Here is a 23,941-nt window from a genome sequence, read left to right as displayed (position 1 = left end):
CTAATTGGCTATCCCATGAGGGTGGAGACGAGCTATGTCTTCGCTCGGCCACGACCCACCATCCGTGTCGGTCATCATCCCCGTCTACAACGATCCGGAAGGGATTCGAACGACCCTCGAGTCCCTCCTCGAGCAGACCTATCCAACCAACGCAACTGAGATCGTTGTCGTCGACAACGGCTCTGACGACGAAACACGGTCAGTCGTTCGCACGATTGCAGCCGACCACCCCGACCGCATCCGCCTCGAGACGGAGTTCGATACGCAAGGATCCTACGCAGCCAGAAACACGGGGATTCGCGAAAGTGACGGTGACTATCTCGCGTTTATCGACGCCGATGTCGTCGCCGATTCGGACTGGCTCGAGGCCGCCGTAGCGGCGACACAGAACCACGGCGTCGACTACGTCGGCTCTCGAGTCGAAATTGAACGCAACGGCGAGACGTTCGCGGGGCTGTACAACGAACTCACTGGCTTTCCGGTCGAACGCTACATCGAGCGAAACGAATTCGCGCCGACGTGTGCGCTGGTCGTCGCTCGAGACGTGATTTCCGACGTTGGCGAGTTCGACGCCGAACTCGTTTCCGGCGGTGATACGGAGTTCGGCCAGCGCGTCGCCGCGGCTGGCTACGACCTCCACTACGAGCCGACTGCACGGGTCATCCATCCTGCACGGACGTCGCTTCGCTCGCTACTCGAGAAGTATGTCCGGATCGGTCGCGGCATCGCCCAACGCCAGCAGAAGTATCCTGAACGCTACGAGACGCTCTCGCTCTGGAATCCGCTGACGTACGTGCCGCCCCACCCCCTCAGATTTCACCGGAACTTCGGTGATGAGTGGGACGATCTCTCGTACACTGACAAACTCGGCCTCTACGGCGTTGGCTCCCTGCGCCGACTCGCAAGCGCCGCCGGTCGGCTGGCGACCCACCTCGAGTCGGACAGTTCCTCGAGTGCGGACGACCTCGGGCGGACAGACGAACGCGCGACGTAAGCGCGACCGCGAGCGACTGCGAATTCGATTTTCCGATAATCCGTGGCACCCGCGTTCAGTACAGGCGGCGGTGGTATCATCTAGTTCCGATCATCTGGCATGCGGTGGCGTGTGCTGTCGGCCGGCCGAACACCAGTGAGGCCGGCTGACAAAACCACGCGAGGGATGAGCGAACATCGTGAGCGAATCGGCTGGGGAGGACGTGGTAATCCCTTGTGTCCACGAGAGCAGCGTCCTTTCTATAGCAGTAGATAATAGCACGGTTTCTTTATTCAGAACCATGTTTGAAACTGAATCAGGGTGATTCGGCAACTACAGATGCGAACTGATCAAGGGAGTTGTTATGGCCACCCGTCAGGCAGTTCATCTTGATTTTCTTGCATCAATTTGATTAGAGGCTGGATTTCCTTGAAGCGTGGCCCACGTGTAACTGTGTTTGTCTCACGATCCCAATTGATGAACTCTGCGTCAGCCAGTTTCGGTAGATGTAGATGGGTGAGTTGAAGGAGAAATTGTTCAAGATCATCATCAGCATCGGACGAGGAGGTCTCTGTCTGGAACTCGTCTTCGTCACGGGGGTTACGCGTCGCAAGTGTTGAGAGGATGCGTCGTCGCGTGGGGTGGCTAAGTATCTCGAACAGTTCGTTGAGGGTGGCGTCTGGTTTGATTTCGATTGTGTTAGAATTCATTGGTTGCGTGGCTCGTGTTGCGGAATCTACTGTGTCCCGCGTGACTGCCACGCGAAGAGAACAAGGTGTGAGTGATCGACCGGCGCAAACCGGTTCAAGCGCCCTCTCTATAATTGGGGGCTGGGCACAGTGAGTGGATTGGTTCCGTAATAGAATATCGACCCACAGACGGATAAGTGTACCCTCACTGGAAAGAGAGAGTCGGTCTTGATCAGTGTACTACCTATACTCTCCGCGAGTTTCACACCTCCCTCTGAATAAAGAAACCGTACTCCCAACTACTGATAGTCACAACTGCACCGAGTGACACAGTGCCCGCACTGTCTACGGTTCTCGCTCGTTTCACTCGCTCACGCCAGCCTGCGTGAATCGACGACAAACGGAACTGCAAGCGCTTCGACAGCTGCTGCGACAACTCGAAGGAAACGCAGCGTCCACATCCGACCTTACTGCGCTGCGTACAACTCCGCGTACGCCCCGTCCTGCTCGACGAGACTGCCGTGGCGGCCGCGTTCGACGATGTTGCCGTCCTCGAGCGCGTAGATGCGATCCGCGTCTCTCACCGTTGACAGGCGATGGGCGATGGCGATCACGGTTCGATCCTGCTCCATCGACTCGAGTTCGTTCTGGACGCGCTGTTCGATAGTCGCATCGAGTGCGCTCGTCGCCTCATCGAGGACGAGAATTGGCGCATCCTCGAGTAAGCCGCGTGCGAGTGCTACCCGCTGGCGCTGGCCACCCGACAGGCGAACGCCGTCATCCCCGAGGTCGGTATCGTAGCCGTTCTCGAGGTCAGCGGCGAACTCTGTGACCTGGGCGGTTTTGCAGGCCCACTCAAACTCCTCCTCGCTCGCATCGGGATTGCCCATCAGCACGTTTTCTCGCAGTGTGTCGTTGAAGATGAACGGGTCCTGGCGGACGAACGCGACGTTGTCGCGCCACTCGTCGACGTCGTACTCGCCCACTGGGGTTCGCCCGGCCCGAATCTCACCGGAGTCAGGCGTGTACAGGCGGGCGAGCAATGCCGCAATCGTTGACTTGCCAGCGCCGGACTGGCCGACGAAGGCGACGAACTCGTTGCGCTCGACGGCAAAGGAGAGGTCCTCAAGCACCTGTTCGTCCTCACCGTAGGCGAACGACACCGAGTCGAACTCAATTGGTGTCGGATCCGCCGGAACCGGTCGGTCACCACCCTCGACGTCCTGGTTTGCCTCGAGTTCCGCGATGAACTGCTGGGTGCGAAGCAGGTGCGGGAGTCGCCCCTCGACCTTGTAGAAGTACTTGTTCGCCTGGCTGACGCTCGGGCCGACCTGGAACATGGCAAAGAGGAAGACACCGAGTGTTGCAAGCGACATGTCCGCGATAGCAATCGAGACGTAGATGAGCGCGAAGACAAGGACGGCAATCGAGAGGTTGTAGACGTTGTTGATCACTTCCTCGTTGCGTCCGAGCGCAATCGTCGCCTCGGTGAATCGGTCGAGCGAACTCGAGAATTCGTTGTAGATGGTGTCGTCGACGCCGAGCAAGCGCACGTCACGAATGCCCTGCGTGCCTGCCTGAACGCGTTGTTGAATCTGTTCGTTCGCATCTGCAACGCGGTCGCCGACGGTGTAGCCGGCAGCAGGGAGTCCACGGATGACGACTGTGAGGATAGCGATGGAACCGCCAGCAAGCAGCGTCAGCATCGGCGAGATGTAGAACGCAACCGAGAGATATGCGAGTGTGAGCAAGAGCGCACCGAAGAGGCGAACGGTATCCCGGATCACTTTCCCGGCGTACTCCGCTTGCGTCACGATTGCGTTGATGATGTCGTCTGACCCTTCCTGATCGAAGTAGGCCGTATGGGCGTTGAGCGCGTTTTCGAACGCCTGTTGCTGGAGTTCCCGAACGTACCACGTCTGGAGCATGACGCGCAACCACGCGAGGACGATACTCGAGAGGAAGCGAACAGCCATGACGGCGCTGACTGCGACGACGATGTACCCGAGGGAGAACGGGATGTTGAGCAGGTCGAACGCGGAGACGAACAGCCCGGCGATGCCGTCGGCCTGTGATGCTGCGTCTGGGTCCTGCGTGAGTTCGACAATTGGGACGATGAAGCTGATCCCAATCCCTTCCAATATGGCAACGACCCCGCTAAAGAGGACAATCAGGGCCGTTAGCCACGGACGGAAGGTTGCGATGAGATACAACCCGCGCAGTTTTTCACGTAACGACAGATCCTCCGTAGACATCTGAGTGGTGTCACAAACACGTCGCCCACGCCTTGTTATGGAGATTCTACCCAGAAACCACGCTGACAGGACTGCAGTCGACGCATGGAATGGCCACCTTTCCAACCGACGCCAGCACGGAACAGAGTGACTAGTTTAGCGTCTGGTTCTCGAGCGTTTGTCTATGAGCACCGACGGGGACAGTCCCACCACAGAAACAGGACTGACTCGAGCGCACGTGCGCCGTCCATCGATCGCAGACCTCTCCAACCGGCTCCCAGTCCCCATCCCACCGACCGTCAAAAACGCCTATCACCGACTCGCACTCGAGGACGAGTTCGACACCTACGACCACCCACCGGACCCGTTCGCGGTTCGGCAGGTCGACCCCGCTCGAGTCGAGTCCTTTACCGGACGGGCGTATCCGCCGTATCACGAAAAGAGCGCGCAGTTGGGAACCGTCCGCGGCGGCGACTGGGATCGGCGTGCTGAGGCTCCGATCACTGATCCAGACTATCGCGAACGCTACGACCTGTATCGTGCCGATGGCTTCACTGAGAGTACGTTCTTCCGCTCGCTACAGGCACACTTCGACGACGGCGTCGACTGGGAAGACACACCGTTCGTCGCGCGCTGTCTCACCCTCGCCGAGCGCGGTGAGCCATCCTGGCGCAGCCTCACCTCGAGCGACGCCATTCTCGAGCGCTGTGCGAAAATCGACGCCCTCTACGAGCAGATTCGCTCGTCGGGCTATCACTCACAGCAGGCCCTCGGCGAGCCCTCTATCCAGCGCGTGACCGACGAGGTCGTCGTCGATATCGCCCGCGACGGACAACTGCTGTTCGTCAACGGCCGCCACCGCCTCGCCATTTCGAAACTGCTCGGCCTCGAGTCGATCCCAGTCGGCGTGCTCGTGCGCCACGTGGAATGGATGGAAACGCGAGATGCCTACGCACGCGATGGCCCACTTACGGGCGCGGATGCACCGCCATGTGACCACCCCGATCTGTGCGACCTCGAGGACTCCTCGAGACACAGCCGATGGCTTCCCCTCCCCAATACAGACAGTAATGGATACATACCTTTCCGCTGAGGGCGGCTGTCTCGAACAAACTGATGGGACTGGGAGTTGGACCGACAACGCGCTCAGCTGTTGAAAACGCCCGCATGGCTCGAGACGTGTGCGAGACTGCCGGGCTAACTGCACTGGCTCGGACGGCCCTCGAGTACGCGATTAGCCGCCCGCGGCTTCACCCAACACTCCACTGGCGCGTTGCTGAGACCTATTATCGCCGTCGCTGTGCGAACGATGTCGCGTCGTTCCCGGACGCTGTCGCACCGGACCCGTTCAAACTCGAGTGGGTATCGCCCGAGCGGATCGTGCGTCACACTCGGCGGGAGTACCCGCCTTACCGGGACCGCCTCGAGCAGTTCGGCGCGGTGCAAGGTGGTGACTGGGACCAGCGCGAGGACCCGCCGATCGACCCCGACTATGAGGGGCCACCAGCGCACCTCTTTCTTGCCAATCGATTCGAACATTCGGTTCTCTATCGCTCGCTCGAGGCTCATTTCGAGGACGATGTTCCGTGGGACGAAACGGAACTCGTGCAGCGAGCGAAGGCGCTCGTTCCGAAATCGACGCCTGAACGCGTCTGGCACGAGTGCGAGACAAACGCGGCAATCGATCAGCGCTGTCGCCAGCTCGATACGTTGTACGAGCTGATTCGCGATGACGGGTATCGCTCCCAGCGCGAGCGACTGGGACGTGATCCGTCGGTTGGCTTCCGGCACTGTCTACGCCACGAAATCACGGTCGACATCGGCCGTGACGGCGACTTGCTGCTTGTCTCCGGCAAACACCGACTGGCGATTGTAAAACTGCTCGGCCTCGAGGCAGTGCCGGTCGTTTTTCTCGTCAGACATCAGGGATGGATGGACCGGTGTGTGGCGGCGTCAGCATCCGAGTCCACACATCCCGATCTCCGCGGGTGTTGAGACAACGCAAAAACGTCTGAGAGGCTTGTGTCGATCGCCTCGAGCGTATTCAGGTACTTCGGCCCAGTCGATACGTTACGGATTCGCCAAGGCGAGAGAGATTGCGTCCGAGCCGAGTGAGCCCGTGTTTGCATCGGGTTGCGATTTCGTACAGATAGGGGCCACCGACCGCGAGCGTGAGATACAGATACGCTGGGAGGAATCGTGGCTTTGTCCGCACTGCTTTCACCGCAAACGAGCGTGCATCGCTGTAGTGACCATTCGTGATTCCGGCAGCCGCAACACCTGTTGCAAGTTGTGCTTCAAAAAGCCGTTCGCGGTCGTGTTCGGCCGCCAGCTCCTGATGTTTCTCGAGATAGAGCGGATAGGACGTATCGCGTTTTCCTTCGAAGTCGTTGCCGATCTGCTCGTAATCGCCGTAGCGACGGATCACGAGCGGCTGGCGTACTGAGGCGAACTCACAGTGACAGGAGAGTCGCAACAGCCACTCACGGTCCTGCCAGGCGGGAAATCGTTCGTCAGGCGTGCCGGCGTCTTCGATTGCAGATCGGCGAACCGCGATCGTCGAAAACGGCCCCGCCGTTGCATCGCCAATCAGTGCCGCCGTTGCATCGCCCTCGACACTGGGGAGGTTCGTCGCCGTCTGTGTGTCTCGAGAGATGTATCGCTGGCCGACGACGACCACACCAACGTCGTCATCGTCGAACGCGTTGATTTGCAATTCGATCTTGTCGGGCTCCCACCGATCGTCGTCGTCGAGAAATGCGATACATTCACCCACAGATTCACGGATGCCTGTGTTCCGTGCCGTGTTCGCCCCTCGGTTTTCCTCGTGTCTGTAACAGCGCCATTCGAGGTCATCCGGGCCCCGCTCCTCGAGGACGTCCGCCGCTGGCGTCGGTGAGCAGTCGTCGACGACAATCAACTCGATTGATGGATAGGTCTGGTTGGCAACGCTGTCGACCGCCTCGATGAGCATGTCTGGTCGGTCATATGTAGGCAACACGACACTCACCAGTGGTTGGTCACTCATGGCTCCCATTCGGTGGTCACTATTCGGAGTTGGGACCAGTCGCTGGTTACTAATGACTTGCTACTGTGACTGTCGTCTGAATTCGATTGCCAGCGGTGGTTCACCACAGGCCAGACCCACCGCTAGCCGCACCATACGGGGGAGGGTACAGCACCAAGTGGACTCGAGTCCGAATCGCTCAAGTACGCTACCATAGTAGGAGTAGTCGTGTCGAAGCAGGTCCAGCAGGTCGAGACAATCTTTTGCCACGAAACGGGCAACGACTATCTTGTCGTTGTCCAGCGGGACGGACAACGACTGTTTCGGGCAAAGCTTGGGCTCTCGGATACCAACGCCGGCCCACGCCCCGCGAAGTTCCGACTCAAGGATGGCTCGAGCGAGGAACCACGCCAACCCGACGAGTTCGTCGAACTCGCCCGGCGCGCCAAACGCATTCGCATCTCCGAGCAAACCTCTCGAACAGGGCGGGAGGAACTGCTCGAAATGTTCGAGGGATACCAACTCGAGGACAAGGCAAAGGCCGTCCGGACCTGTCGGTACTGCGCCTCCGCGGGTCGGTACTCGCCGATAACCACCGAAACGGCCGTCAAAGACGATCAGGACTGGATCTGCAAGGACTGTGCGCGTCAGGAACTCGAGCGCCAACTATCGTATTCGGGCGGCGGGCAGGTGACGGGTGCAGCGAAAGAGCGACTCGAGGATCTCATGATGGAGGTCCAGGACTTAGAACGGATCGTCAACCTGCTCAAGGGACGACTCGATCCCGATCTGACGAAGTTCGATACGATTTCGGCGACGACCGACGAGGTCGACCCCGTTCGAATCGACTCGCTCAGTCTTCATCCGGGCTTGCAGGGACTGCTTGAGGATCGATTCGAAACGCTGCTGCCGGTCCAGAGCCTCGCCGTCGAGAACGGACTCTTTGATGGGGAAGACCAGATGGTCGTCTCCGCGACGGCGACGGGGAAAACGCTGGTCGGCGAGATGACCGGCCTCAATCGCGTACTCAACGGCAAGGGGAAGATGCTCTTTCTCGTCCCGCTCGTCGCGCTCGCGAATCAGAAGTACGAGGACTTTCAGGACGAGTACGGCCACCTCGTCGACGTCTCGATCCGCGTCGGCGCGAGTCGAATCACGGATGACGGCAACCAGTTCGACCCGAACGCCGACGTTATCGTCGGCACCTACGAAGGGATCGACCACGCCCTGCGGACAGGCAAGGACATGGGCGACATCGGTACCGTCGTCATCGACGAGGTCCACACGCTGAAAGAAGACGAGCGCGGCCACCGACTCGACGGACTCATCTCGAGACTTAAATACACCTGCGAGCAGCGGGCAAAACGACGAGACGACTACGGTGGCGCACAGTGGGTCTACCTCTCTGCAACCGTTGGCAACCCCGAACAGTTGGCAGGAACGCTCGAGTCGACGCTTATCGAGTTCGAGGAGCGCCCGGTTCCGATCGAGCGCCACGTGACGTTTGCCGACGGCCAAGAAAAGCTCCGCATCGAGAACAAACTCGTCAGACGCGAGTTCGATACCGAATCCTCGAAAGGATATCGCGGCCAGACGATTATCTTCACCAACTCCCGGAGACGGTGTCACGAAATTTCCCGCAAACTCGAGTACTCCTCAGCACCGTATCACGCGGGACTCGACTACAAACGCCGCAAGCGCGTCGAACGGCAGTTCGGCGAGCAAGACCTCGCCGCCGTCGTGACGACCGCCGCACTCGCCGCTGGTGTCGACTTCCCGGCCTCACAGGTCGTCTTCGACTCGCTGGCGATGGGGATCGAGTGGCTCTCTGTCCAGGAGTTCCACCAGATGCTCGGGCGAGCAGGTCGGCCAGACTATCACGATAAAGGGACCGTCTACGTGCTGGTCGAACCTGACTGCGCGTATCACAACTCGATGGAGATGAGCGAGGACGAAGTCGCGTTCAAACTCCTGAAAGGCGATATGGAGTCCGTGATGACCCACTACGATGAAGATGCTGCCATCGAGGAAACGCTGGCCAACGTCACCGTCGGCGGCAAAGCCGCGAAGGCACTCAACGACCGGATGCTCGGACAGGTTCCAACGAAACATGCCGTCGGCAAACTCCTGCAGTACGAGTTCATCGACGGCCTCGAGCCAACGCCGCTCGGAGAGGTTGTCACCCGTCATTTCCTGAATCCGGGCGAGGCGTTCACGCTTATCGACGGGATCCGTAAGGACGCCCATCCGTACGAACTCATCGCAGATATCGAACTTCGAGACGACGAATTATAATTGTCCTGCCACTATCGTCGGAACTCGTTCAAGGTGTCCAGACAGCCATCAGAAACCGATCTCAACTGTATCTGACAGACAGCTATCCGTTTTATGTCGGCTCCCGCCGTATTGAGATGATAGCGACACGTTGGAATGAACACACACCGTCCGCACCCGGATCCACACCGAGTCAGAGCGACGACTTCGCGAGAACCACATGTTGCGTCAATGACGTGGCGCCACGGGCTGTTTCTCCACTGGCCCGTCGACCCTGCACAGCTCCGTCCGCACGTTCCCGCCCCGTTGACGCTCGAGACGTGGGAGGGATCGGCCTGGGTGAGCGTGTTGCCGTTCGTATTGACGAACGTCGGCCTTCGCGGCTTACCAGCAGCGACACGGTTTGCCGTTGCCGAACTCAACGTGCGGACGTACGTTTCCTATCGCGGTCGATCGGGACTGTACTTTTTCAGCATCGATCTGAACAGGCCGCTACTTGCCACGCTCGCCGATCACACGCGACTCTCGGTGACGGCAGCGAACATGCGTGTCAGCGGTAGCGAAGATGGAATTGCCTTCTCGAGCCGTCGGGAACCACTCCAGTCACCGACAGTTGTCGATCGAACCACTGTTGAACCTGGCTGGTTTGCAGCGACGTATCGTCCGGACGGTCCCGTCGAGCTTCCCGAGCCAGGATCGTTCGAACACTGGAGTATGGAGCGCCGGCGATTCTACGCACCAGGTGAACACACCGTATTAACAGGTGAAATTGCCCACGATCCGTGGCCGATCCAGCCGGCGTCGGTCGCGATACACGAACAGACGATGCTTGCGGCCAATGGGCTTCCGGAGCCAACTGACTCGCCGCGAGCGTACTACTGTGATGAACTGCAGATGACGGGGTCACTACCACGCTGGCAACGCCGATAGGTGTCGAAACGTACCTTCTCGAGCCTCAATCAGACACCTGCCCGTCAGCTTTGGTCAGACTGCGACCTGTCCTCCAACCGGGCCGACAACCCGACCTCGAAGCGTGTTTCAGGCGCTGTTGAGTAGTCCGAATTCATAGCCGGAACCGGTTCCTCGAGCGTTCTCGTAGACGACGTGTGCGGCGGCAACATCCTGAATCGCCAGGCCGGTCGAATCGAAAACAGTCACACCGGTTGCTTCGGTACGACCCTCAATCGAACCGACGACCAGTTCTCCAATTTCGCCATGAATGTCTGTATCAGTTATGACGCCCTCGCTGTAGGGGACGTTGATCTCGCCCGAGTGGGTACACTGTTCGTGGTCGTCGATCACGATTCGTGCCGCCTCGAGCAGAGAATCAGCGAGTTCGTGTTTGCCCTCGGCGTCGGCGCCGATCGCGTTGATGTGGGTCTGTTCGCCGACATCCTCGCGAGAGATAATCGGGTCGTCGACCGGGGTCACCGTCGAGAGGACGTCGCAGTGGCCCGCTTCGGTGATCGAACCGGTACGGATGTCGAACTCCGCGTCGAACGTCTCGACGAGTCGCGTGGCGCGCTCGTCGTCTTGATCGGAGACGATGACAGTCTCGATCTGGCGGACCTCACTGATTGCACGTAACTGGGTGTACGACTGAACACCGGCACCGACGATCCCAAGGCTTGTTGCGTCCTCGCGTGCGAGGTAGTCCGTTGCGACGGCGGCGGCAGCGCCGGTTCGTTTCATTGTCAGACTCGTCCCGTCCATAATCGCGAGCGGAAACGCGGTTTCGGGATCGGAATAGATCATCGTCCCGATAACGGTTGGCAGGTCATGGTCAGTCGGATTGTTTGGATGAACGTTTACCCACTTGAGACCGGCAGCGTCCCAGTCGCCGGCATCGAGGTACGCCGGCATCGAGCGAAAATCGCCGTTGTACTGCGGAAGATCAATGTAGGACTTCGCTGGCATCTGTGTCGTTCCACGTTCAAACGCCGCGAACGCATCTTCGACAGCATCGATCACTGCAGGGAGGGTAGCATACTCGTCGACATCGTTACTGTCTAATAATAGCGTGTTCATATTGGGAAATATTGGTGTGTGTACTTAACTCGTTGTACTTCGTGACTCTCGATCACTCTGAATGCAATGAAACACCACTTTCTTCGACTACGTCAACGACGCTGAGAGTCGCTTATTAGTATAACTATCCGATTCGACAAACCTATTCGTATAGGCTCTAGTTGTCGGGGTAGCCGATGGGGATCATAGCCGAGTTCGAACTAGAACCCGAATCTTTTGTTCTCGAGGAAGCGCTTGTGCTTCCGAGCGTTGATCGCGTCGAGTTCGAACGTATCGTGCCAACCCAGCTGTCAACAATGGCGCTTTTTTGGGTCTGGGGAACTAAATTCGACGAATTCGAGCGGCTTGCGCGCTCAGATCCCGCTCTCGAGACACTCGAGTCGCTGATGACTGAGAGTGATAGTCGACTGTACCATGCAACGTGGACAGATCGGGTGACTGATTTGTGCGACGGATTGCAAGCGAGCGATGCCGTTTTGCTCGGTGCCTGTGGGCGTGAGACTGGTTGGGAGTTCGAGATTCGATTTCCCAGTGATGATCGGTTGTCGACGTTTAGCAGTCAGTGTCTCGACTGCGGGTTACACTTCGTGCTTCGACACCTGTACTCATTGTCAGCGTTGGATTCCTCGCTTGGCTATGGGCTGACACCGCGTCAGCGAGAACTGCTTGTCAGTGCCGTGGAAACGGGCTACTTCGAGGAACCACGCGACGTTTCGTTACAGGAACTGGCGGATGAGTTCGGTATTTCGGCACCCTCAGCAAGCGGCCTCCTCCGGCGAGGAACCCAGCATTTAGTGCGATCGACACTGGTGTCGGACGACTAACATACAAATATATTTGGTTCTGTTCTTTTATAAAGTCCTAATCCGTTACCCTTTACGCGGTTGAACCAGTACCGTACCTCGACTTCCCAGACCGGCAGGAACGGAAGGTTGGTCACCTCGACGATTCACTATGGATGATACGAACGCGCGAATCGACTCACGACAGGACGGTGACCACCGACGACACTACCGCACGGCACCGCTTGGGTCACCCGGTGACCAAGACTCGGCCCACAGCATCGCTGTTTGTGAGACGCTGCAAGAAACACTTGCGACTGCGACGGCGTCGCTCTCTCGTGGACTTCACATCGGCGAAACTTGCATTGCAACCGGCACATCGTCGTTTCTAACCGACCTCGAGGCCGCGCTCAAAGCCCGCGGCATCGACGTCTCGGCGGCGACCGATCGCGGTGATCTCTTATTGGTTCCACTCGAGGAGACGTATCTGGCCAGTGAACCGGTGACCGCCGACTCGATGGCTCGCTGGCTGCTTGAGTATATTGATGACTTGAACGGCGACCCGATCCGAGTCGTCGGTCGACTTTCCGAACCTATTTCGGCCGCACTCGAGCCAGCCATTCTCGAGGAATATGAACGCCGGGTTGAGACGCTGGTCGAGCAACACGCCGTACACGCGTTGTGTCTCTATGATCGGGCAGCGTTTTCGGACGCAATGCTTCAAACAGCGCTCACACAGCATCCGACGTACCGAACGCCGATAGGTGCGTATTCGAACGTCGCCATTGATGAGTTAGCCGATACCGCTTTGTCTACACCCGCTGGTGAGACCGATCTCGATCACCTCATCCAGGTGCTAAAAACGCTCAGCAACCACATCGCACGGTCCAGACAACTGGACGTCCTCACCGGATTTGCCGAATCGATCACGCGGACCCAGACTGACTGTCGCTCACGGGTCCTCGAGTCTACCATCTCGCTGCTCGAAACACTGTTTTCCCCGACGCTGTCGACCGGTTGGCTCTATGACAACGCAGCAGGTCAACTCAAACCAGAGACCGACTCACAGCCGGCGCTTGCCACACTTGAGTCGCTCCCGTCTGCTGTCTCTGAGCACGCATGGGACGCGTACTCCGGTGATAACGTAATTTCGACGATCCCGCTCCCATCAGCAGCCGTCTCCGATGCCGTTTGTGACCTCCCCATCGACAGTCTCACCTTCGTTCCGCTTGGCCGCCACGGCGTGTTGATGCTTGTTCATCCCGCATACGTTTCACTGACCGACACCGACGAGGCATTCTTGCAGACGATACAGACGACGGTACAGGCAATCTTCGATACGACCACACATCGTGACACGATTGACACACAGGCATCGACACTCGAGCGCCAGCAACACCAGATTCAGGAACTCGAGGAGCTCATCTCCTTGCTTCAGCGAGCGACACAGGAACTGGTTGATGCCACATCGCGGGCCGACATCGAACGCATGGTCTGTACGCAACTCGCCCGAACGTCGTTCCTCGAGTTCGCCTGGTTCGGACGGCCGTCCGATGGTGCGACGACACTCTCACCGACTCACTCGGGCCCGTCCGGCGAGACCTACCTCGAGTCAGTGACTGCCAACGAGACGCAGTCTGCACTCGAGCCGGCAGTGACGACGTATGAGACGGGGCAAACAACGATCATCAACGAGATAGTCAGTGAACCACCGTTCGAACCGTGGCGAAGTCATGCACTCCGGCGTGGCTATCGCTCAATCGCCAGCGTTCCCGTTATCTACCAGGAATCGACGTATGGTGTTCTCACAATGTATTCCGCACGTCTGAATGCGTTCGATGAGCAGGTGACGGCGGCGATCGAAACTATCGGCGAAAGCGTCGGTCACGCGATCAACGCACGCGAGAAACAACAGGCACTGATCAGCGGCGAACTCACCGTGTTAGAGCTACAAATCGAGGATCGCTCACTTCCGAGTATCGGCCTCGCTGCAGAACTTGGCACGTCAATCCACTTTGAGGAGATCGTTTCTCAGGAAAATGGGCTGCCACAGACGTACTTTACCGTTCGAGACCGTGATCGCGAAACGGTCGAAGCCGCAGCAACACGTTGCTACGGCATTGACGACGTCTCACACGTCGTCGAACGGGAGAACGGCCATCTGTACACCAGCCTCATCGACAACCCATGTCTGTTCCAACATGTCCTCGAGCGCGGCGGTGTTCCCGATACGATGGACGTCTCCGCCGAGCGAGCGAACATCACGGTTGAACTCCCCAAAAGCATCTCGACCCGCTCGTTTATTTCGATGCTCGAGCAGCGATTCGAGACGGTCTCTATCACCGCACAGGAGTCTCGAGAGCGTGACTTTCACGTTCGTGATGAATTTAAGCAGGCGTTTGAGGAGACGTTGAGCGACAGGCAAAAGGAAGTGTTGCGAGCAGCCTACTACAGTGGGTATTTTGACAAACCTCGAGAGAGCACCGGCCAGGATATCGCTGACCAACTCGGCGTCTCCCAGCCAACGGTGACCGAGAACATTCGCGCCGCCGAGCGAAAACTGGTGACGCTGCTTTTCGAAGCCAACTGAGCGGATTTATCAACATTAACCGCTGTCCCCGCTAGCAGTTATTCATACAGGGTAAACGACTATCCGCGTCTCTCTGGTTCTGTTTGTACAGCCATGAGTGGATCTGGTGCCCGCGAAGAGCCTGTTGTCGATCATGTACAAGCCGATGAATCGTTGTCCCACGCCATCCTTCGCGTCGTCGCCGACGCCCGTGAAGAATCTGTGCTCGAGTTATCTGACCCACTTTTCGACGCAATCGATCCTGACGCACTCGAGACCATCTTCCAGGAGCACTCGAATGGGTACATCGAATTCTCCTATCTCGATTGTACTGTCCGGGTTACCGCCACGGGCAAAATACGGGCCACCCAGGAACCCGCCGACGGTGAAGGCTAACCGTTAGACGGACTACTGTGTGTTACTCTGACACAACCGAAAACTGTTCTGCAACCGCGCTGATGGCTCGTCACCTCTATAGTAACAACTGAACCTGTGAACACACGACTCACACAGCCATCGTGCGAGTAGGTGTGCACTGACTTGCAGTGACTATTATAAACGGTCCTACGCGTTGGGAGTCGTCGCCAGCAGTAATGGGATGAGTACAGCACCAATAATGACGAGTAGTACCGAGAGACTAGCCCAGAGCGTCCCAATGTAGCCGTCGGGGATGAGTCCTGCAGTGTTGACCGCCCAGATACTGGCGTACGCAAGCGTCACGACCACAGCACTTACGTACAGACGCCCCATCCACCGCGCGGTGTGATACAATCGTAGTTTTGTCCGCGGAGTGGTGGCATGATCACTGACGGCCATTCGATGCTCTTGTTTACTGTACCTCGGCTAACAGAACTTAACTATTCCTACTCCTGCAAGACACGACCAGCAACTGTGGCTCGTCTGACGGGCGTCATACACTTGTCACGGTACAATCACTGATATTTATATATTGACTTGTGGCACCGAAGCATATGGATGGGGAGCAGTCGATCTGTTACAACGTCGTTGCAACAGTCGCCGAACACGAGGGGGTCGCACCCGAAACGATGCAGCCACCACTGCATACCGCAGTCGATACTGACGCACTCGAGGCCCTCTTTCGAAACACGACCGGTAGTTGGGAGACTCCAACGGTTGAATTCACCTACTGTGGATACAGCATCCGTGTCGACGGTCCAGACGCGATCAGCGTGACCGAGGCTGGCGTCACCGGGACCCAGACTGAACCCGTTTCTACCGGCCACTGATACGATTTCGTCGCGGCCACAGTACCTCCAGTTTCCGCCGCTGAACCCCCTCTCTTCGAGTGGAACACTCTCGTATAGCCGCTCTTTTCAGACACGACACACCCGATTTCAGGCGACGTTACGATAGGGTGTGTATCGCTTACGTTCGGATCCGCCTCAAGACTCGTGACTCACGAGGTGCTATCAAGCAAGCATTCAGAACCATGTTTTCGATCGCTGGCACTCAGTGAGTTACGTACAGCAGAAATATGGGATCGCCCGGATTTGAACCGGGGTCACGGGCACCCAAGGCCCGAAGTATACCAGGCTAACCCACGATCCCGTACATCTTGATTGCGTGCGGAGATTATAAAGGGTTTCGTTCTGCGCCGATAAACAGTATCCATCCGACAGATGTCGTCTCTGATCGACTGGGCCATCCTCTCGGTATCGTAGACAGTTCGCGAAAGAGTGGGTGTGAGACGAACATGATTCACTAATCAGCACACAGCGGGTGGCTGTGATGCAACCTCTGCAGTCGTGCGAACGGCGTAAGTAGTTGCAGTTGGTAGTATCGTGTCGCCCATGGTCACCGGACTCGAGATCCTCCTCTTGATCGTCGTGTTGGTTGTCGTCCTCGGCGCGTCGACGATTATCCAGACAGTCCGTCCGTTTATCGTGAACGCTGCAGTTGGACTCCTCGTTTTATTCCTTGCACAGGCGATGTTCGGATTACAAGTTGCCGTCACACCGATCGCCCTCGCAATCGTCGCCATCGGTGGCTTTCCTGGCTCCCTGCTGGTGATCTTACTCTCACTGTTCGGAGTCGCGTTCGTTCCGTAGGTCTCCTCAACCGTCTATACCTTCCGTAGTTACTTCGAACGACTGTGTCTAGGGGATGTCGCCAATACCTATTCACGCCCGCTACACCAGTCATTCCATGCCAAAACACTATTATTTTAGATATTACCGTGTAATTTAAATACTGTTGGAAAACAACCATTAACTAAGAGACATTTAGTATGTCCAAATCTGATTCGAACGGGAACTGCCCCGAATGCAATGGTAGACTACGACGGTTGAATACAGAAATTGTCTGTGAGAATTGCGGCCTTGTTTCCGACGAAGATGCAATTGATCGCGGCCCTGAGTGGCGATCATTCGATGATTCGTCGTCCAATCGTCGCCGAACTGGTGCCCCCCTTACCCGATCACGACACGACCGCGGCCTCTCGACCGAAATCGGCTACGGCAACAGCACAAACTCGAGCTATCAGACACGACTCACTGGACGGAAACGACGACAGATCGCTCGACTACGACGCGAACACAATCGCGCACGCGTCTCCTCGAAAACCGAACGCAATCAGGTGTTTGGCAATTCCGAGATCCGACGCCTCATAACCCGTCTCTCGTTGCCAACGTACGTTCGTGACCAAGCCTGTGCACTGTTTAAATCCGCACAATCTGCCGGACTCTTTCAGGGCCGCTCACTCGAGGGCTTTGCCGCAGCTGCCGTCTACGCGACCGCACGAACGCGTTCGAATCCTCGGACTATCGGCGAAGTGACGGCCATCGCCTACGCTGACGAACGCGAACTCAACGCCGCCTACAGCGCGTTGAATCGTGAACTCGGACTCGAGACCGGACCGATTAATCCAGTCAATTATCTACCCCGGTATGCCTCGGAACTCGATGTGGGTTCGACTGTCGAACGACGTGCTCACGGATATGCAAACGCCTTAGTCGATGCTGAACGCGTCAGCGGACGCAATCCCAGCGGTATCGCGGGTGGGTGTCTCTACAAAGCAGCCCAGGACTGCGACGACGCGCCCTCGCTCACGCAGGCAGCCGTTGCCGACGTTGCCGATGTTGCACCAGTAACGATTCGCTCCACAGTCGAACTGATACAGTCACTTTCTGCCTAATTCGAGACGATACACAACGTTCCACGACGGACCCGTGTTGCACCGGTATTGACTGCCAATCGTCCGCTTATGTCGTCCGCAAATTGTCCGTACTCGGCTCGTAGACCTCTCCTTTCTGTTTGAGCTTGTCAATTTCGTGCTCGGCTTTCGAGTGGTCCATCCCAACCTCTTCTGCGCGCTCGAGGACGATATCGACTGGCGCGCCCTCGTCGTACTCCTCTTCGATATCGCTAATCAGCTGTTTCAGGTTCTTGATCCGGTCGCGCTGTGACTTTGAGGTCCCCGCTTCGACGATATCCGCGTCGAACTCGCCCGTTTCGGGGTCGACACCGATATCTTGGAGACAGGAGTGGACGATCTCGATCACCCGTTCGGCATCGTGATACTCGACTGTATCCGAAAGACGAACCCGAGCGCTGGCTTCCGACAACCGAACCAGCGCCTCGAGTTTACGGGCTGTCACCGGCACCGCCGCATCTTCGTCGGTTCCCTTCGAACGAAGATCAACGTAGAAGTCTCGAATGGCTTCGCGGGCTTCCTCGGTCATCCGCGGGTGGCAGTTCTGCTTCGAGAATGCAATGTACTTTCGGAGGAGTTCAGCATCGATGACCGGATCGACCTGCTCGGTCATCTCCTCGATTTCGGCCTCGCTGACCTCGAGATTCGTCATCTGCTCGCGCTGGGTGGTCAACTCACCGGCGTAGTTCGTTGTCAGAATGTGGTCCGCCAGATTCTTGTCTTTTTCCTCATCGGGGTCGTCTGTCACCGTAAAGATCAGGTCGAAACGAGAGATAAGCGCTGGCTCGAGATCGATCTGCTCGCTAATCGGCTCGTAGTGGTCGAAGCGGCCGTATTTGGGGTTTGCCGCCCCAAGCAGCGAACAGCGCGATTTGAGCGTGGCATTGATCCCTGCCTTCGAAACCGAGATTTTCTGTTGCTCGAGCGCTTCGTGCATGGCACTGCGATCTTCGGAGTTGTGAACGACCATACCGTTCGCGATGAAATTATGAGTGCCTTCGACCGTGAGGTCATACACCCGCGGTTGGTCACGTCGTTCAATTTTCTCGAGAAGATCCGTAATTTGTCGTCGCTTTGTTTCGAGCAGTTCCTCACAGACGGATTGGACAGTCTCAAAGTTCCCGATGTCGACAGCTCCAGAGAACCACCGCGAGACGGTCGAGCCTGCGACATTCATCTCCGAAGCGACCTGCTGGAACGAGATTCCATACTGTTCAAGTTGCTCTCGGAGTTCGTTCCACGTTTCGGTGTGGTTGTCGTTCTCAATCAGTGATCGTGCCTGCTCTCTGACTGAATTAACGGTTTTCGTGCCAATTGTATCTGCGAGGTGTTGCTCGAGAACCTGCACCCTAGTGTCAGTATGCTCTCGCGAATTGATCTGTCGAACGGTTTCCACCCGTCGCCACTTCACGTCGCCTTCAATTAGCTTTTGAAGTGGGTCAAGATCGACTGAAGCTGGTGTTTCGAGTAGTTCACGAAGCCGATGTCGAACCTGCTCTCGAAGATCAGAATCCGTTCCCCAGCGACTCGAGAGTTGCTGCTGGGAGACAGCCATTTCTGTGGCTAACTCTCGCTGAGAGACGTGGTATCGCTCTCGAAGTTCAGCAAGTTGTTCCCATGATGTCTCCGTGCTGAGTTCAGCATAATGGACGTCTGCTTTTGCTTTCCGTTCTTTGAATTCGTTGAGTATCGTTTTTGAGAGTCGCAGTGATGCGTTCGCATCTCCATTTTCGAAGTTACAGTAGGTCGAATCATTTTCAAGGCCACATTCTGACTGGTGAAGACGAAGAGCTCCGCGGGCTTGTTCGAAGAGTTCACCACATTCTGGGAGTACATCAATGATAGTACGATCTCCTGTCGTTCGTTCGCAGGCGTGTTCTAACGCGCGCTGCTTTCGACCAAGTGTAAATCCGATGTGTCGTTCGAACGCATCGAGTGAGTGATTCGATGTAATCGCAAGTATGTACAGATTACGTCCTTCATCTCGAGTTCGAGTTTGAATCTGACTGGAAATTCCGAACTCGAGCAACAGCATTTTTGTTCCGAGCAGCAACTCGTAACTTGAAGAGTATATTTTGACGGCACGGTCATCGACTGTCCCTTCTGAATCTGAAAGCGCCCGAATAAAGGCAGCTTTTGTCTCCCGTGATGAGTTAGTTACTGCGTCTGGGAGTCGTTTTCCATCATAGATCTCGAGATTCGCTCCCAACTCAAGGAGTTCATCAACATATTGTTTTCCATGGACCCGTACTGTTTCGACACCATCATCTCGCTGTTCGCTTGGATGGCGAACGGCTTGTGTGTCAAACGCGCTTGTGCACGCATCTTCGAAGTCACGTAGCAACTCTGTTTCCTTGTTCGTAAAGCGGAATCCGTAGACACCTTCGGTTCGGTCATAGAAAATGTTACCATCTCCGGCAATATATCCTAAAATTGCACCGTGGGAGTGGGATAGTTGGTTTGTGTCTGTTTCGCCTGCGTTCGAAGGCAATACACTGGCTCCACCGTCCGTAATCCCGGTAGGTATCGTATTAGGTACGAAGATCCAGTCATCGTCGTTCAGATCTTGTGCCTGTCGTTCCTTCCGCTTTCCATCGTCTAAAACGAAGAATGGGTGATCGGCGGTTGTAGTCAGTTGTTCTCCACTTTCTAGTGTGATTTCGTGAAGTTCCTCAGGCGCATCGTACTCATGCACCGCCAATACGTCGCGTTTGGTGATGCGTCCGTCTTCGGTCATCGTCCAGACATCCATATCGATGTCCCGAATTGTCCGCCCAGTTTCGAGTTCTTCGACTGACCCATCAACTACTGCTTCGTGGGCGAACTCTCGTATTGGTTTAATCCCACTCCCAGTATGAAATAGTGTGTCTCCCGTGACACACCGCATCTTATCTAGCTCGTCAACTGCTGCGATCCCTTGATCAGCAAGAACGAGCGCGCCGGCCTCGAGCGTCCACTGCTGGCCGTCACCAAAGTCGTCCCGCACGGCCGCAGCGGTAAGTCCCGCCGAGGACGACCCCTTCCCGGACGTATAGACGGATCGTGGTGCAATATTCTGGATATAGCCGAGCATCTGGCTCTTTCCGGTACCAGGATCACCGATGAGAAGCATATGGAGGTCCCCACGAATCCTCGAGCCGTCGGGTAACTGCTTTGTAACGCCCGAGAACAACTGGAGGATCATCGCGAGTTTTTCTTGGTCGTAGCCGTAGATCGATGGTGCGATGGAGCCGACCATCTGCTCGTAGACGTCGTCCTGATTGGAGATTTCGTATATTTCCTGTTTGTCCTCCTCGGTGATGTCCATGTCTTCGAACTGTTCTTCGTCGATGTCGACGGACATGCCTTCCATGTAGAAGTCGAAGACGGGCGATTTGTCCTGTTCGTTGCCCTGTTGCTCGAGCCGGAGGACACCAGCGGCGGAGACGTGGTCGCCGGGGGTGACTTCGCCTGTGATGTCGTCTTCGACGTGGACGTCGAGGGCCTGTGGGGTTTCGCCGCCGCGCAGGCCTTCGGGGCTTTCCTGAATACGCAGTTTCTGGGAGTCGACGAACTCGGATTGGTCGAAGTTGACCTGGAAGGGGCCCTGTCGTTCACAGCCCTGGCACTCGTGGGGTTCCTGGAAGTTCCCGCTGGATTGGGGGACGCGAGTGAGGGTGCCACAGAGTTGGCACTCGAAGGCGGCGTCTTCGATTTTTGGGCGCACGTCAGTTGCCTTCCGGACGATGCCATGCACTTCGACGAGCGAGTTCATGTCCAGCGCGCGAATCTCCCGGATTTCGGGTGACTCCGTGTCGGGGAGGTTTCGGACGCGGACGTGTGCCTGTCCGAGGCTGACGTCGATTGGCAGGTCGTACAGTCGCAGCGCTTCTTCGGCGTAGCGCTGGAGTTGCTCTGGCTGGTTCAGAAAGTCATCGGCCAGATCCGGGTCGTACCGATAGAGTTCCTGCCAGTCGACGTGGAGCGACCGCTGTTCGTTGGGGTATCGCTGCGCAAGCTGCTTGATCTCGTTGTCGTAGTAGTTGCGGAAGAACTGCTCGAAGGAGTCGACGAGTTCTGTATTTCCCGCTTGCGCCATTGCACTGTTATAGGGTCGCCATGGCGTATAAATGGTCGCAAAGCAGGCTGAAACTGAACGCAGGCGATCACGACTGGCAGGCAGCGCTCAACGAGTCGCGACTGGCGAGAATAGACTGCGTACTCGGCAGTGACACCGGCCACAGCGAACACCAGTTGAACTCCTGTTCCGACCGACGGAACACACACGCCGCACGCTGTCCCTGTTGGTGTCTTCGTGGCCAGTTGCTATGTTCCACTGCATAGGTTATGTATCTGAGGCCAATTTATTTTGGTATTCGCCGATGAAACTATTGTTTGTTGTCGTTTATAGTGGTCTCTGAAGGATCCTCGCTCGAGTCCGTAAGATCGTCGGTCGCGACGCCGAGCGTTGCGATGGAGCGAATCGCTTCCTCAACGGTGATGTCGATATCATGGATGTTCTCGCGGGGGACGTGCATGACGAAGCCGTTGGTCGTCGGATTCGGCCCGAGCGGGACCATGATGGTCTCGAGCGAGCCGTTCGAGACGGTAGCTTCGATTCGGGGTGGCGTATCGGCAGTGAGAAAGCCGAGCATGTAGGCGTTCTCGTGGGGGAATTCGACGAGTTTGACTTCCTGGAACTGGGTGGTGTCGTCGTCGACGAGCATGTTCGCTGCGCGGCGGACGCTCTCGTAGACGGTTCGGATGCCGGGAATCGTCTCCATCGCGCGGTGGACGCGCTGGGAGAGATAGCGACCGGGCGTATACTCTGCAACAGCCCCGACGACGAGGAAGAAGGCAACGAGCGAGGCAAGCGTCACCGACTGGACGACCACTCGAGGTGGGTCGGTCGGCCAGAGATAGATAATCCCCTCGATGAGCGGCGAAAGGACACCAAGCACGACGTCGACGACGACAATGAGGACGAGCAGCGTCACGACCAGCGGAATCGTAATGGCGACTCCGTTTATCAACCACTGCTTGAGCTGGCTCCGAACACCCGCCATGCGTACGATATAACCACCGAGACGCTGGAAGGCGTTCGGCTTGCAGGCCCATCTCGAGCGAGGCGATACTCGAAGTAGCTGGATCGAGAAGAGGACGTATGCCACACGTTCGCGTGCTGAGTACCGGCGGGACGATTGCATCGACAGCAGGCCCAGGCGGTGCGACACCCGGCAAAAGCGGAACTGACCTCGTCGAGGCGGTCCCCGAACTCGAGGAACTAGCACCCATAGACGTCGAGTCGGTCTGTGACGAACTGAGCTTTCATCTCTCGATGGCGAACGTTCGCTCAATGCTCGAGGGGGTTGAGCAGGCGGCTGCCGACGGCGTCGATGGCGTGGTCATCACCCACGGCACGGACACCATGGAAGAGTCGGCATACTATCTCGATCTGGTGCTCGAGGAGTCACTTCCCGTCGTGTTCACCGGCGCACAGCGACCGGCCGACGCACCCGGTGCGGATGGGCCGGCAAACCTCCTCGCCGCCGTTCAAACGGCGGCCGACGACCGCTTCGACTCCGGTGTGTACGTCGCGTTCGCCGACCAGATCCACGCCGCCCGGTGGGTGACGAAAGCACGCTCGAGTCGGCCGAACGCGTACGCCTCGCCTGATTCAGGCCCCGTCGCGGAACTGACTGCTGATGGACTCTCCCTCACACGCGAGCCAAAAAGCGAGTCCGTCTCGCTGCCGGCCGTTGAACCGACTGCTCGAGTCGAGATCCATAACACCGGGTTAGGTGTCGATAGTCGCGCACTCGAGCGCGCTCGCGAGGATGACGTTGATGGAATCGTGTTGGCCGCGAGCGGCATCGGGAACACGACGCCCGAAATCGGCGATGCAGTTGGTGACCTCGTTGATTCGGGTATCCCTGTCGTCGTTGCGACGCGCTGTTTCGAAGGTGGTGTCGCCGCGCGATACGGCGGCTCCGGCGGCGGCCAGACGCTGCGCGATCACGGCGCGATTCCGGCTGGCGATCTCCCGCCCTGGAAAGCGCGGATCAAACTCATGCTGGCGCTGTCGGCAGCCGACGGTCCCGACGTACAGACGGCGTTCGAGCGCCAGCGCGGTGTCGCGGCTGAGTAAGTCGGTAGCCACGGCTCGAGGGGCAGTCACGCTGGCGGGAAAAACGGCAAAACATCGCTTCGACAGGTGGATCGACCCCCTGTCGT

19 protein-coding genes and 1 tRNA gene are annotated in these 23,941 nt (G+C 57.4%); 12 read left to right on the top strand and 8 right to left on the bottom strand.

What is annotated here, in order from left to right; genetic code table 11:
- Positions 1–34: 34 nt before the first annotated feature.
- Positions 35–994: a glycosyltransferase family 2 protein gene (locus tag G6M89_RS06015; protein ID WP_165160896.1), complete on the top strand. Its 960-nt coding sequence runs from the start codon at positions 35–37 to the stop codon at positions 992–994.
- A 341-nt stretch (positions 995–1,335) separates the two neighbouring features.
- Here the strand turns inward: G6M89_RS06015 and G6M89_RS06010 are convergent, their stop codons facing one another.
- Complete coding sequence (locus tag G6M89_RS06010; protein ID WP_165160895.1) at positions 1,336–1,683, bottom strand: helix-turn-helix transcriptional regulator; 348 nt, start codon at positions 1,681–1,683, stop codon at positions 1,336–1,338.
- 446 nt (positions 1,684–2,129) lie between these two features.
- Positions 2,130–3,917, bottom strand: a complete 1,788-nt coding sequence (locus G6M89_RS06005) for an ABC transporter ATP-binding protein (protein WP_165160894.1) — start codon at positions 3,915–3,917, stop codon at positions 2,130–2,132.
- Between the two features lie 163 nt (positions 3,918–4,080).
- On the opposite strand from G6M89_RS06005, the gene G6M89_RS06000 reads away from it, so the two are divergent.
- Positions 4,081–4,989 carry a hypothetical protein gene (locus tag G6M89_RS06000; RefSeq protein ID WP_206335454.1) on the top strand — a complete coding sequence of 303 codons (909 nt, stop codon included), beginning with the start codon at positions 4,081–4,083 and terminating at the stop codon, positions 4,987–4,989.
- A gap of 23 nt (positions 4,990–5,012) precedes the next feature.
- The gene (locus tag G6M89_RS05995) at positions 5,013–5,891 is read left to right on the top strand and encodes a hypothetical protein (protein WP_165160893.1); all 879 of its coding nucleotides are present in this window, start codon (positions 5,013–5,015) and stop codon (positions 5,889–5,891) included.
- A 49-nt stretch (positions 5,892–5,940) separates the two neighbouring features.
- On the opposite strand, the gene G6M89_RS05990 is transcribed toward G6M89_RS05995, so the two are convergent.
- The gene (locus tag G6M89_RS05990; protein WP_165160892.1) at positions 5,941–6,924 is read right to left on the bottom strand and encodes a glycosyltransferase family A protein; all 984 of its coding nucleotides are present in this window, start codon (positions 6,922–6,924) and stop codon (positions 5,941–5,943) included.
- A 207-nt stretch (positions 6,925–7,131) separates the two neighbouring features.
- Here G6M89_RS05990 and G6M89_RS05985 point away from each other — a divergent pair, with 207 nt between their 5' ends.
- Both G6M89_RS05985 and G6M89_RS05980 read left to right on the top strand, forming a co-directional pair.
- The gene (locus G6M89_RS05985) at positions 7,132–9,198 is read left to right on the top strand and encodes a DEAD/DEAH box helicase (RefSeq protein WP_165160891.1); all 2,067 of its coding nucleotides are present in this window, start codon (positions 7,132–7,134) and stop codon (positions 9,196–9,198) included.
- A 210-nt stretch (positions 9,199–9,408) separates the two neighbouring features.
- A complete protein-coding gene (locus tag G6M89_RS05980) occupies positions 9,409–10,107 on the top strand; it encodes a DUF2071 domain-containing protein (protein WP_165160890.1) in 699 nt (232 codons plus the stop codon).
- A gap of 108 nt (positions 10,108–10,215) precedes the next feature.
- Here G6M89_RS05980 and G6M89_RS05975 read toward each other — a convergent pair whose 3' ends face one another.
- Complete coding sequence (locus G6M89_RS05975; RefSeq protein WP_165160889.1) at positions 10,216–11,205, bottom strand: ornithine cyclodeaminase family protein; 990 nt, start codon at positions 11,203–11,205, stop codon at positions 10,216–10,218.
- Positions 11,206–11,381: 176 nt separating this feature from the next.
- Here G6M89_RS05975 and G6M89_RS05970 point away from each other — a divergent pair, with 176 nt between their 5' ends.
- The 3 genes from G6M89_RS05970 (at position 11,382) to G6M89_RS05960 (ending at position 14,952) form a co-directional block, all read left to right on the top strand.
- The gene (locus tag G6M89_RS05970; RefSeq protein ID WP_165160888.1) at positions 11,382–12,029 is read left to right on the top strand and encodes a helix-turn-helix domain-containing protein; all 648 of its coding nucleotides are present in this window, start codon (positions 11,382–11,384) and stop codon (positions 12,027–12,029) included.
- A gap of 130 nt (positions 12,030–12,159) precedes the next feature.
- Positions 12,160–14,577, top strand: coding sequence for a bacterio-opsin activator domain-containing protein (locus tag G6M89_RS05965; protein WP_165160887.1), 2,418 nt, complete (start codon positions 12,160–12,162; stop codon positions 14,575–14,577).
- A 93-nt stretch (positions 14,578–14,670) separates the two neighbouring features.
- Positions 14,671–14,952 (top strand): HalOD1 output domain-containing protein, encoded by a 282-nt coding sequence (locus G6M89_RS05960; RefSeq protein ID WP_165160886.1) that lies wholly within the window; start codon positions 14,671–14,673, stop codon positions 14,950–14,952.
- A gap of 168 nt (positions 14,953–15,120) precedes the next feature.
- Here G6M89_RS05960 and G6M89_RS05955 read toward each other — a convergent pair whose 3' ends face one another.
- Positions 15,121–15,306 (bottom strand): hypothetical protein, encoded by a 186-nt coding sequence (locus G6M89_RS05955; RefSeq protein ID WP_165160885.1) that lies wholly within the window; start codon positions 15,304–15,306, stop codon positions 15,121–15,123.
- Positions 15,307–15,527: 221 nt separating this feature from the next.
- Between G6M89_RS05955 and G6M89_RS05950 the strand changes: the two genes are divergently transcribed.
- Entirely contained in the window at positions 15,528–15,803 is a 276-nt protein-coding gene (locus G6M89_RS05950; RefSeq protein WP_165160884.1) for a HalOD1 output domain-containing protein, read from the top strand.
- Positions 15,804–16,052: 249 nt separating this feature from the next.
- On the opposite strand, the gene G6M89_RS05945 is transcribed toward G6M89_RS05950, so the two are convergent.
- A tRNA-Pro gene (locus tag G6M89_RS05945) sits at positions 16,053–16,125 on the bottom strand.
- Between the two features lie 242 nt (positions 16,126–16,367).
- On the opposite strand from G6M89_RS05945, the gene G6M89_RS05940 reads away from it, so the two are divergent.
- The gene (locus tag G6M89_RS05940; protein ID WP_165160883.1) at positions 16,368–16,625 is read left to right on the top strand and encodes a pro-sigmaK processing inhibitor BofA family protein; all 258 of its coding nucleotides are present in this window, start codon (positions 16,368–16,370) and stop codon (positions 16,623–16,625) included.
- 179 nt (positions 16,626–16,804) lie between these two features.
- The gene (locus tag G6M89_RS05935; RefSeq protein WP_165160882.1) at positions 16,805–17,710 is read left to right on the top strand and encodes a transcription initiation factor IIB family protein; all 906 of its coding nucleotides are present in this window, start codon (positions 16,805–16,807) and stop codon (positions 17,708–17,710) included.
- Positions 17,711–17,777: 67 nt separating this feature from the next.
- Here the strand turns inward: G6M89_RS05935 and G6M89_RS05930 are convergent, their stop codons facing one another.
- Both G6M89_RS05930 and G6M89_RS05925 read right to left on the bottom strand, forming a co-directional pair.
- The gene (locus tag G6M89_RS05930) at positions 17,778–21,806 is read right to left on the bottom strand and encodes an LAGLIDADG family homing endonuclease (protein ID WP_165160881.1); all 4,029 of its coding nucleotides are present in this window, start codon (positions 21,804–21,806) and stop codon (positions 17,778–17,780) included.
- 289 nt (positions 21,807–22,095) lie between these two features.
- Positions 22,096–22,773: a DUF502 domain-containing protein gene (locus G6M89_RS05925; protein WP_165160880.1), complete on the bottom strand. Its 678-nt coding sequence runs from the start codon at positions 22,771–22,773 to the stop codon at positions 22,096–22,098.
- 98 nt (positions 22,774–22,871) lie between these two features.
- On the opposite strand from G6M89_RS05925, the gene G6M89_RS05920 reads away from it, so the two are divergent.
- Positions 22,872–23,855, top strand: coding sequence for an asparaginase (locus G6M89_RS05920; RefSeq protein ID WP_165160879.1), 984 nt, complete (start codon positions 22,872–22,874; stop codon positions 23,853–23,855).
- Positions 23,856–23,941 lie beyond the last annotated feature (86 nt).

Origin of the sequence: Natronolimnobius sp. AArcel1, assembly GCF_011043775.1 — an archaeon.
Lineage (GTDB): Archaea > Halobacteriota > Halobacteria > Halobacteriales > Natrialbaceae > Natronolimnobius.
This window is presented reverse-complemented; position numbering and strand designations above follow the sequence as displayed.

Excerpts from the sequence above, each read along its gene's own strand:
- G6M89_RS06015 (WP_165160896.1), top strand. The coding sequence starts at position 35 with ATGTCTTCGCTCGGCCACGACCCACCATCCGTGTCGGTCATCATCCCC.
- G6M89_RS06010 (WP_165160895.1), bottom strand. The coding sequence starts at position 1,683 with ATGAATTCTAACACAATCGAAATCAAACCAGACGCCACCCTCAACGAA.
- G6M89_RS06005 (WP_165160894.1), bottom strand. The coding sequence starts at position 3,917 with ATGTCTACGGAGGATCTGTCGTTACGTGAAAAACTGCGCGGGTTGTAT.
- G6M89_RS06000 (WP_206335454.1), top strand. The coding sequence starts at position 4,081 with ATGAGCACCGACGGGGACAGTCCCACCACAGAAACAGGACTGACTCGA.
- G6M89_RS05995 (WP_165160893.1), top strand. The coding sequence starts at position 5,013 with ATGGGACTGGGAGTTGGACCGACAACGCGCTCAGCTGTTGAAAACGCC.
- G6M89_RS05990 (WP_165160892.1), bottom strand. The coding sequence starts at position 6,924 with ATGAGTGACCAACCACTGGTGAGTGTCGTGTTGCCTACATATGACCGA.
- G6M89_RS05980 (WP_165160890.1), top strand. The coding sequence starts at position 9,409 with ATGACGTGGCGCCACGGGCTGTTTCTCCACTGGCCCGTCGACCCTGCA.
- G6M89_RS05975 (WP_165160889.1), bottom strand. The coding sequence starts at position 11,205 with ATGAACACGCTATTATTAGACAGTAACGATGTCGACGAGTATGCTACC.
- G6M89_RS05970 (WP_165160888.1), top strand. The coding sequence starts at position 11,382 with ATGGGGATCATAGCCGAGTTCGAACTAGAACCCGAATCTTTTGTTCTC.
- G6M89_RS05965 (WP_165160887.1), top strand. The coding sequence starts at position 12,160 with ATGGATGATACGAACGCGCGAATCGACTCACGACAGGACGGTGACCAC.
- G6M89_RS05960 (WP_165160886.1), top strand. The coding sequence starts at position 14,671 with ATGAGTGGATCTGGTGCCCGCGAAGAGCCTGTTGTCGATCATGTACAA.
- G6M89_RS05955 (WP_165160885.1), bottom strand. The coding sequence starts at position 15,306 with ATGGGGCGTCTGTACGTAAGTGCTGTGGTCGTGACGCTTGCGTACGCC.
- G6M89_RS05950 (WP_165160884.1), top strand. The coding sequence starts at position 15,528 with ATGGATGGGGAGCAGTCGATCTGTTACAACGTCGTTGCAACAGTCGCC.
- G6M89_RS05940 (WP_165160883.1), top strand. The coding sequence starts at position 16,368 with ATGGTCACCGGACTCGAGATCCTCCTCTTGATCGTCGTGTTGGTTGTC.
- G6M89_RS05935 (WP_165160882.1), top strand. The coding sequence starts at position 16,805 with ATGTCCAAATCTGATTCGAACGGGAACTGCCCCGAATGCAATGGTAGA.
- G6M89_RS05930 (WP_165160881.1), bottom strand. The coding sequence starts at position 21,806 with ATGGCGCAAGCGGGAAATACAGAACTCGTCGACTCCTTCGAGCAGTTC.
- G6M89_RS05925 (WP_165160880.1), bottom strand. The coding sequence starts at position 22,773 with ATGGCGGGTGTTCGGAGCCAGCTCAAGCAGTGGTTGATAAACGGAGTC.
- G6M89_RS05920 (WP_165160879.1), top strand. The coding sequence starts at position 22,872 with ATGCCACACGTTCGCGTGCTGAGTACCGGCGGGACGATTGCATCGACA.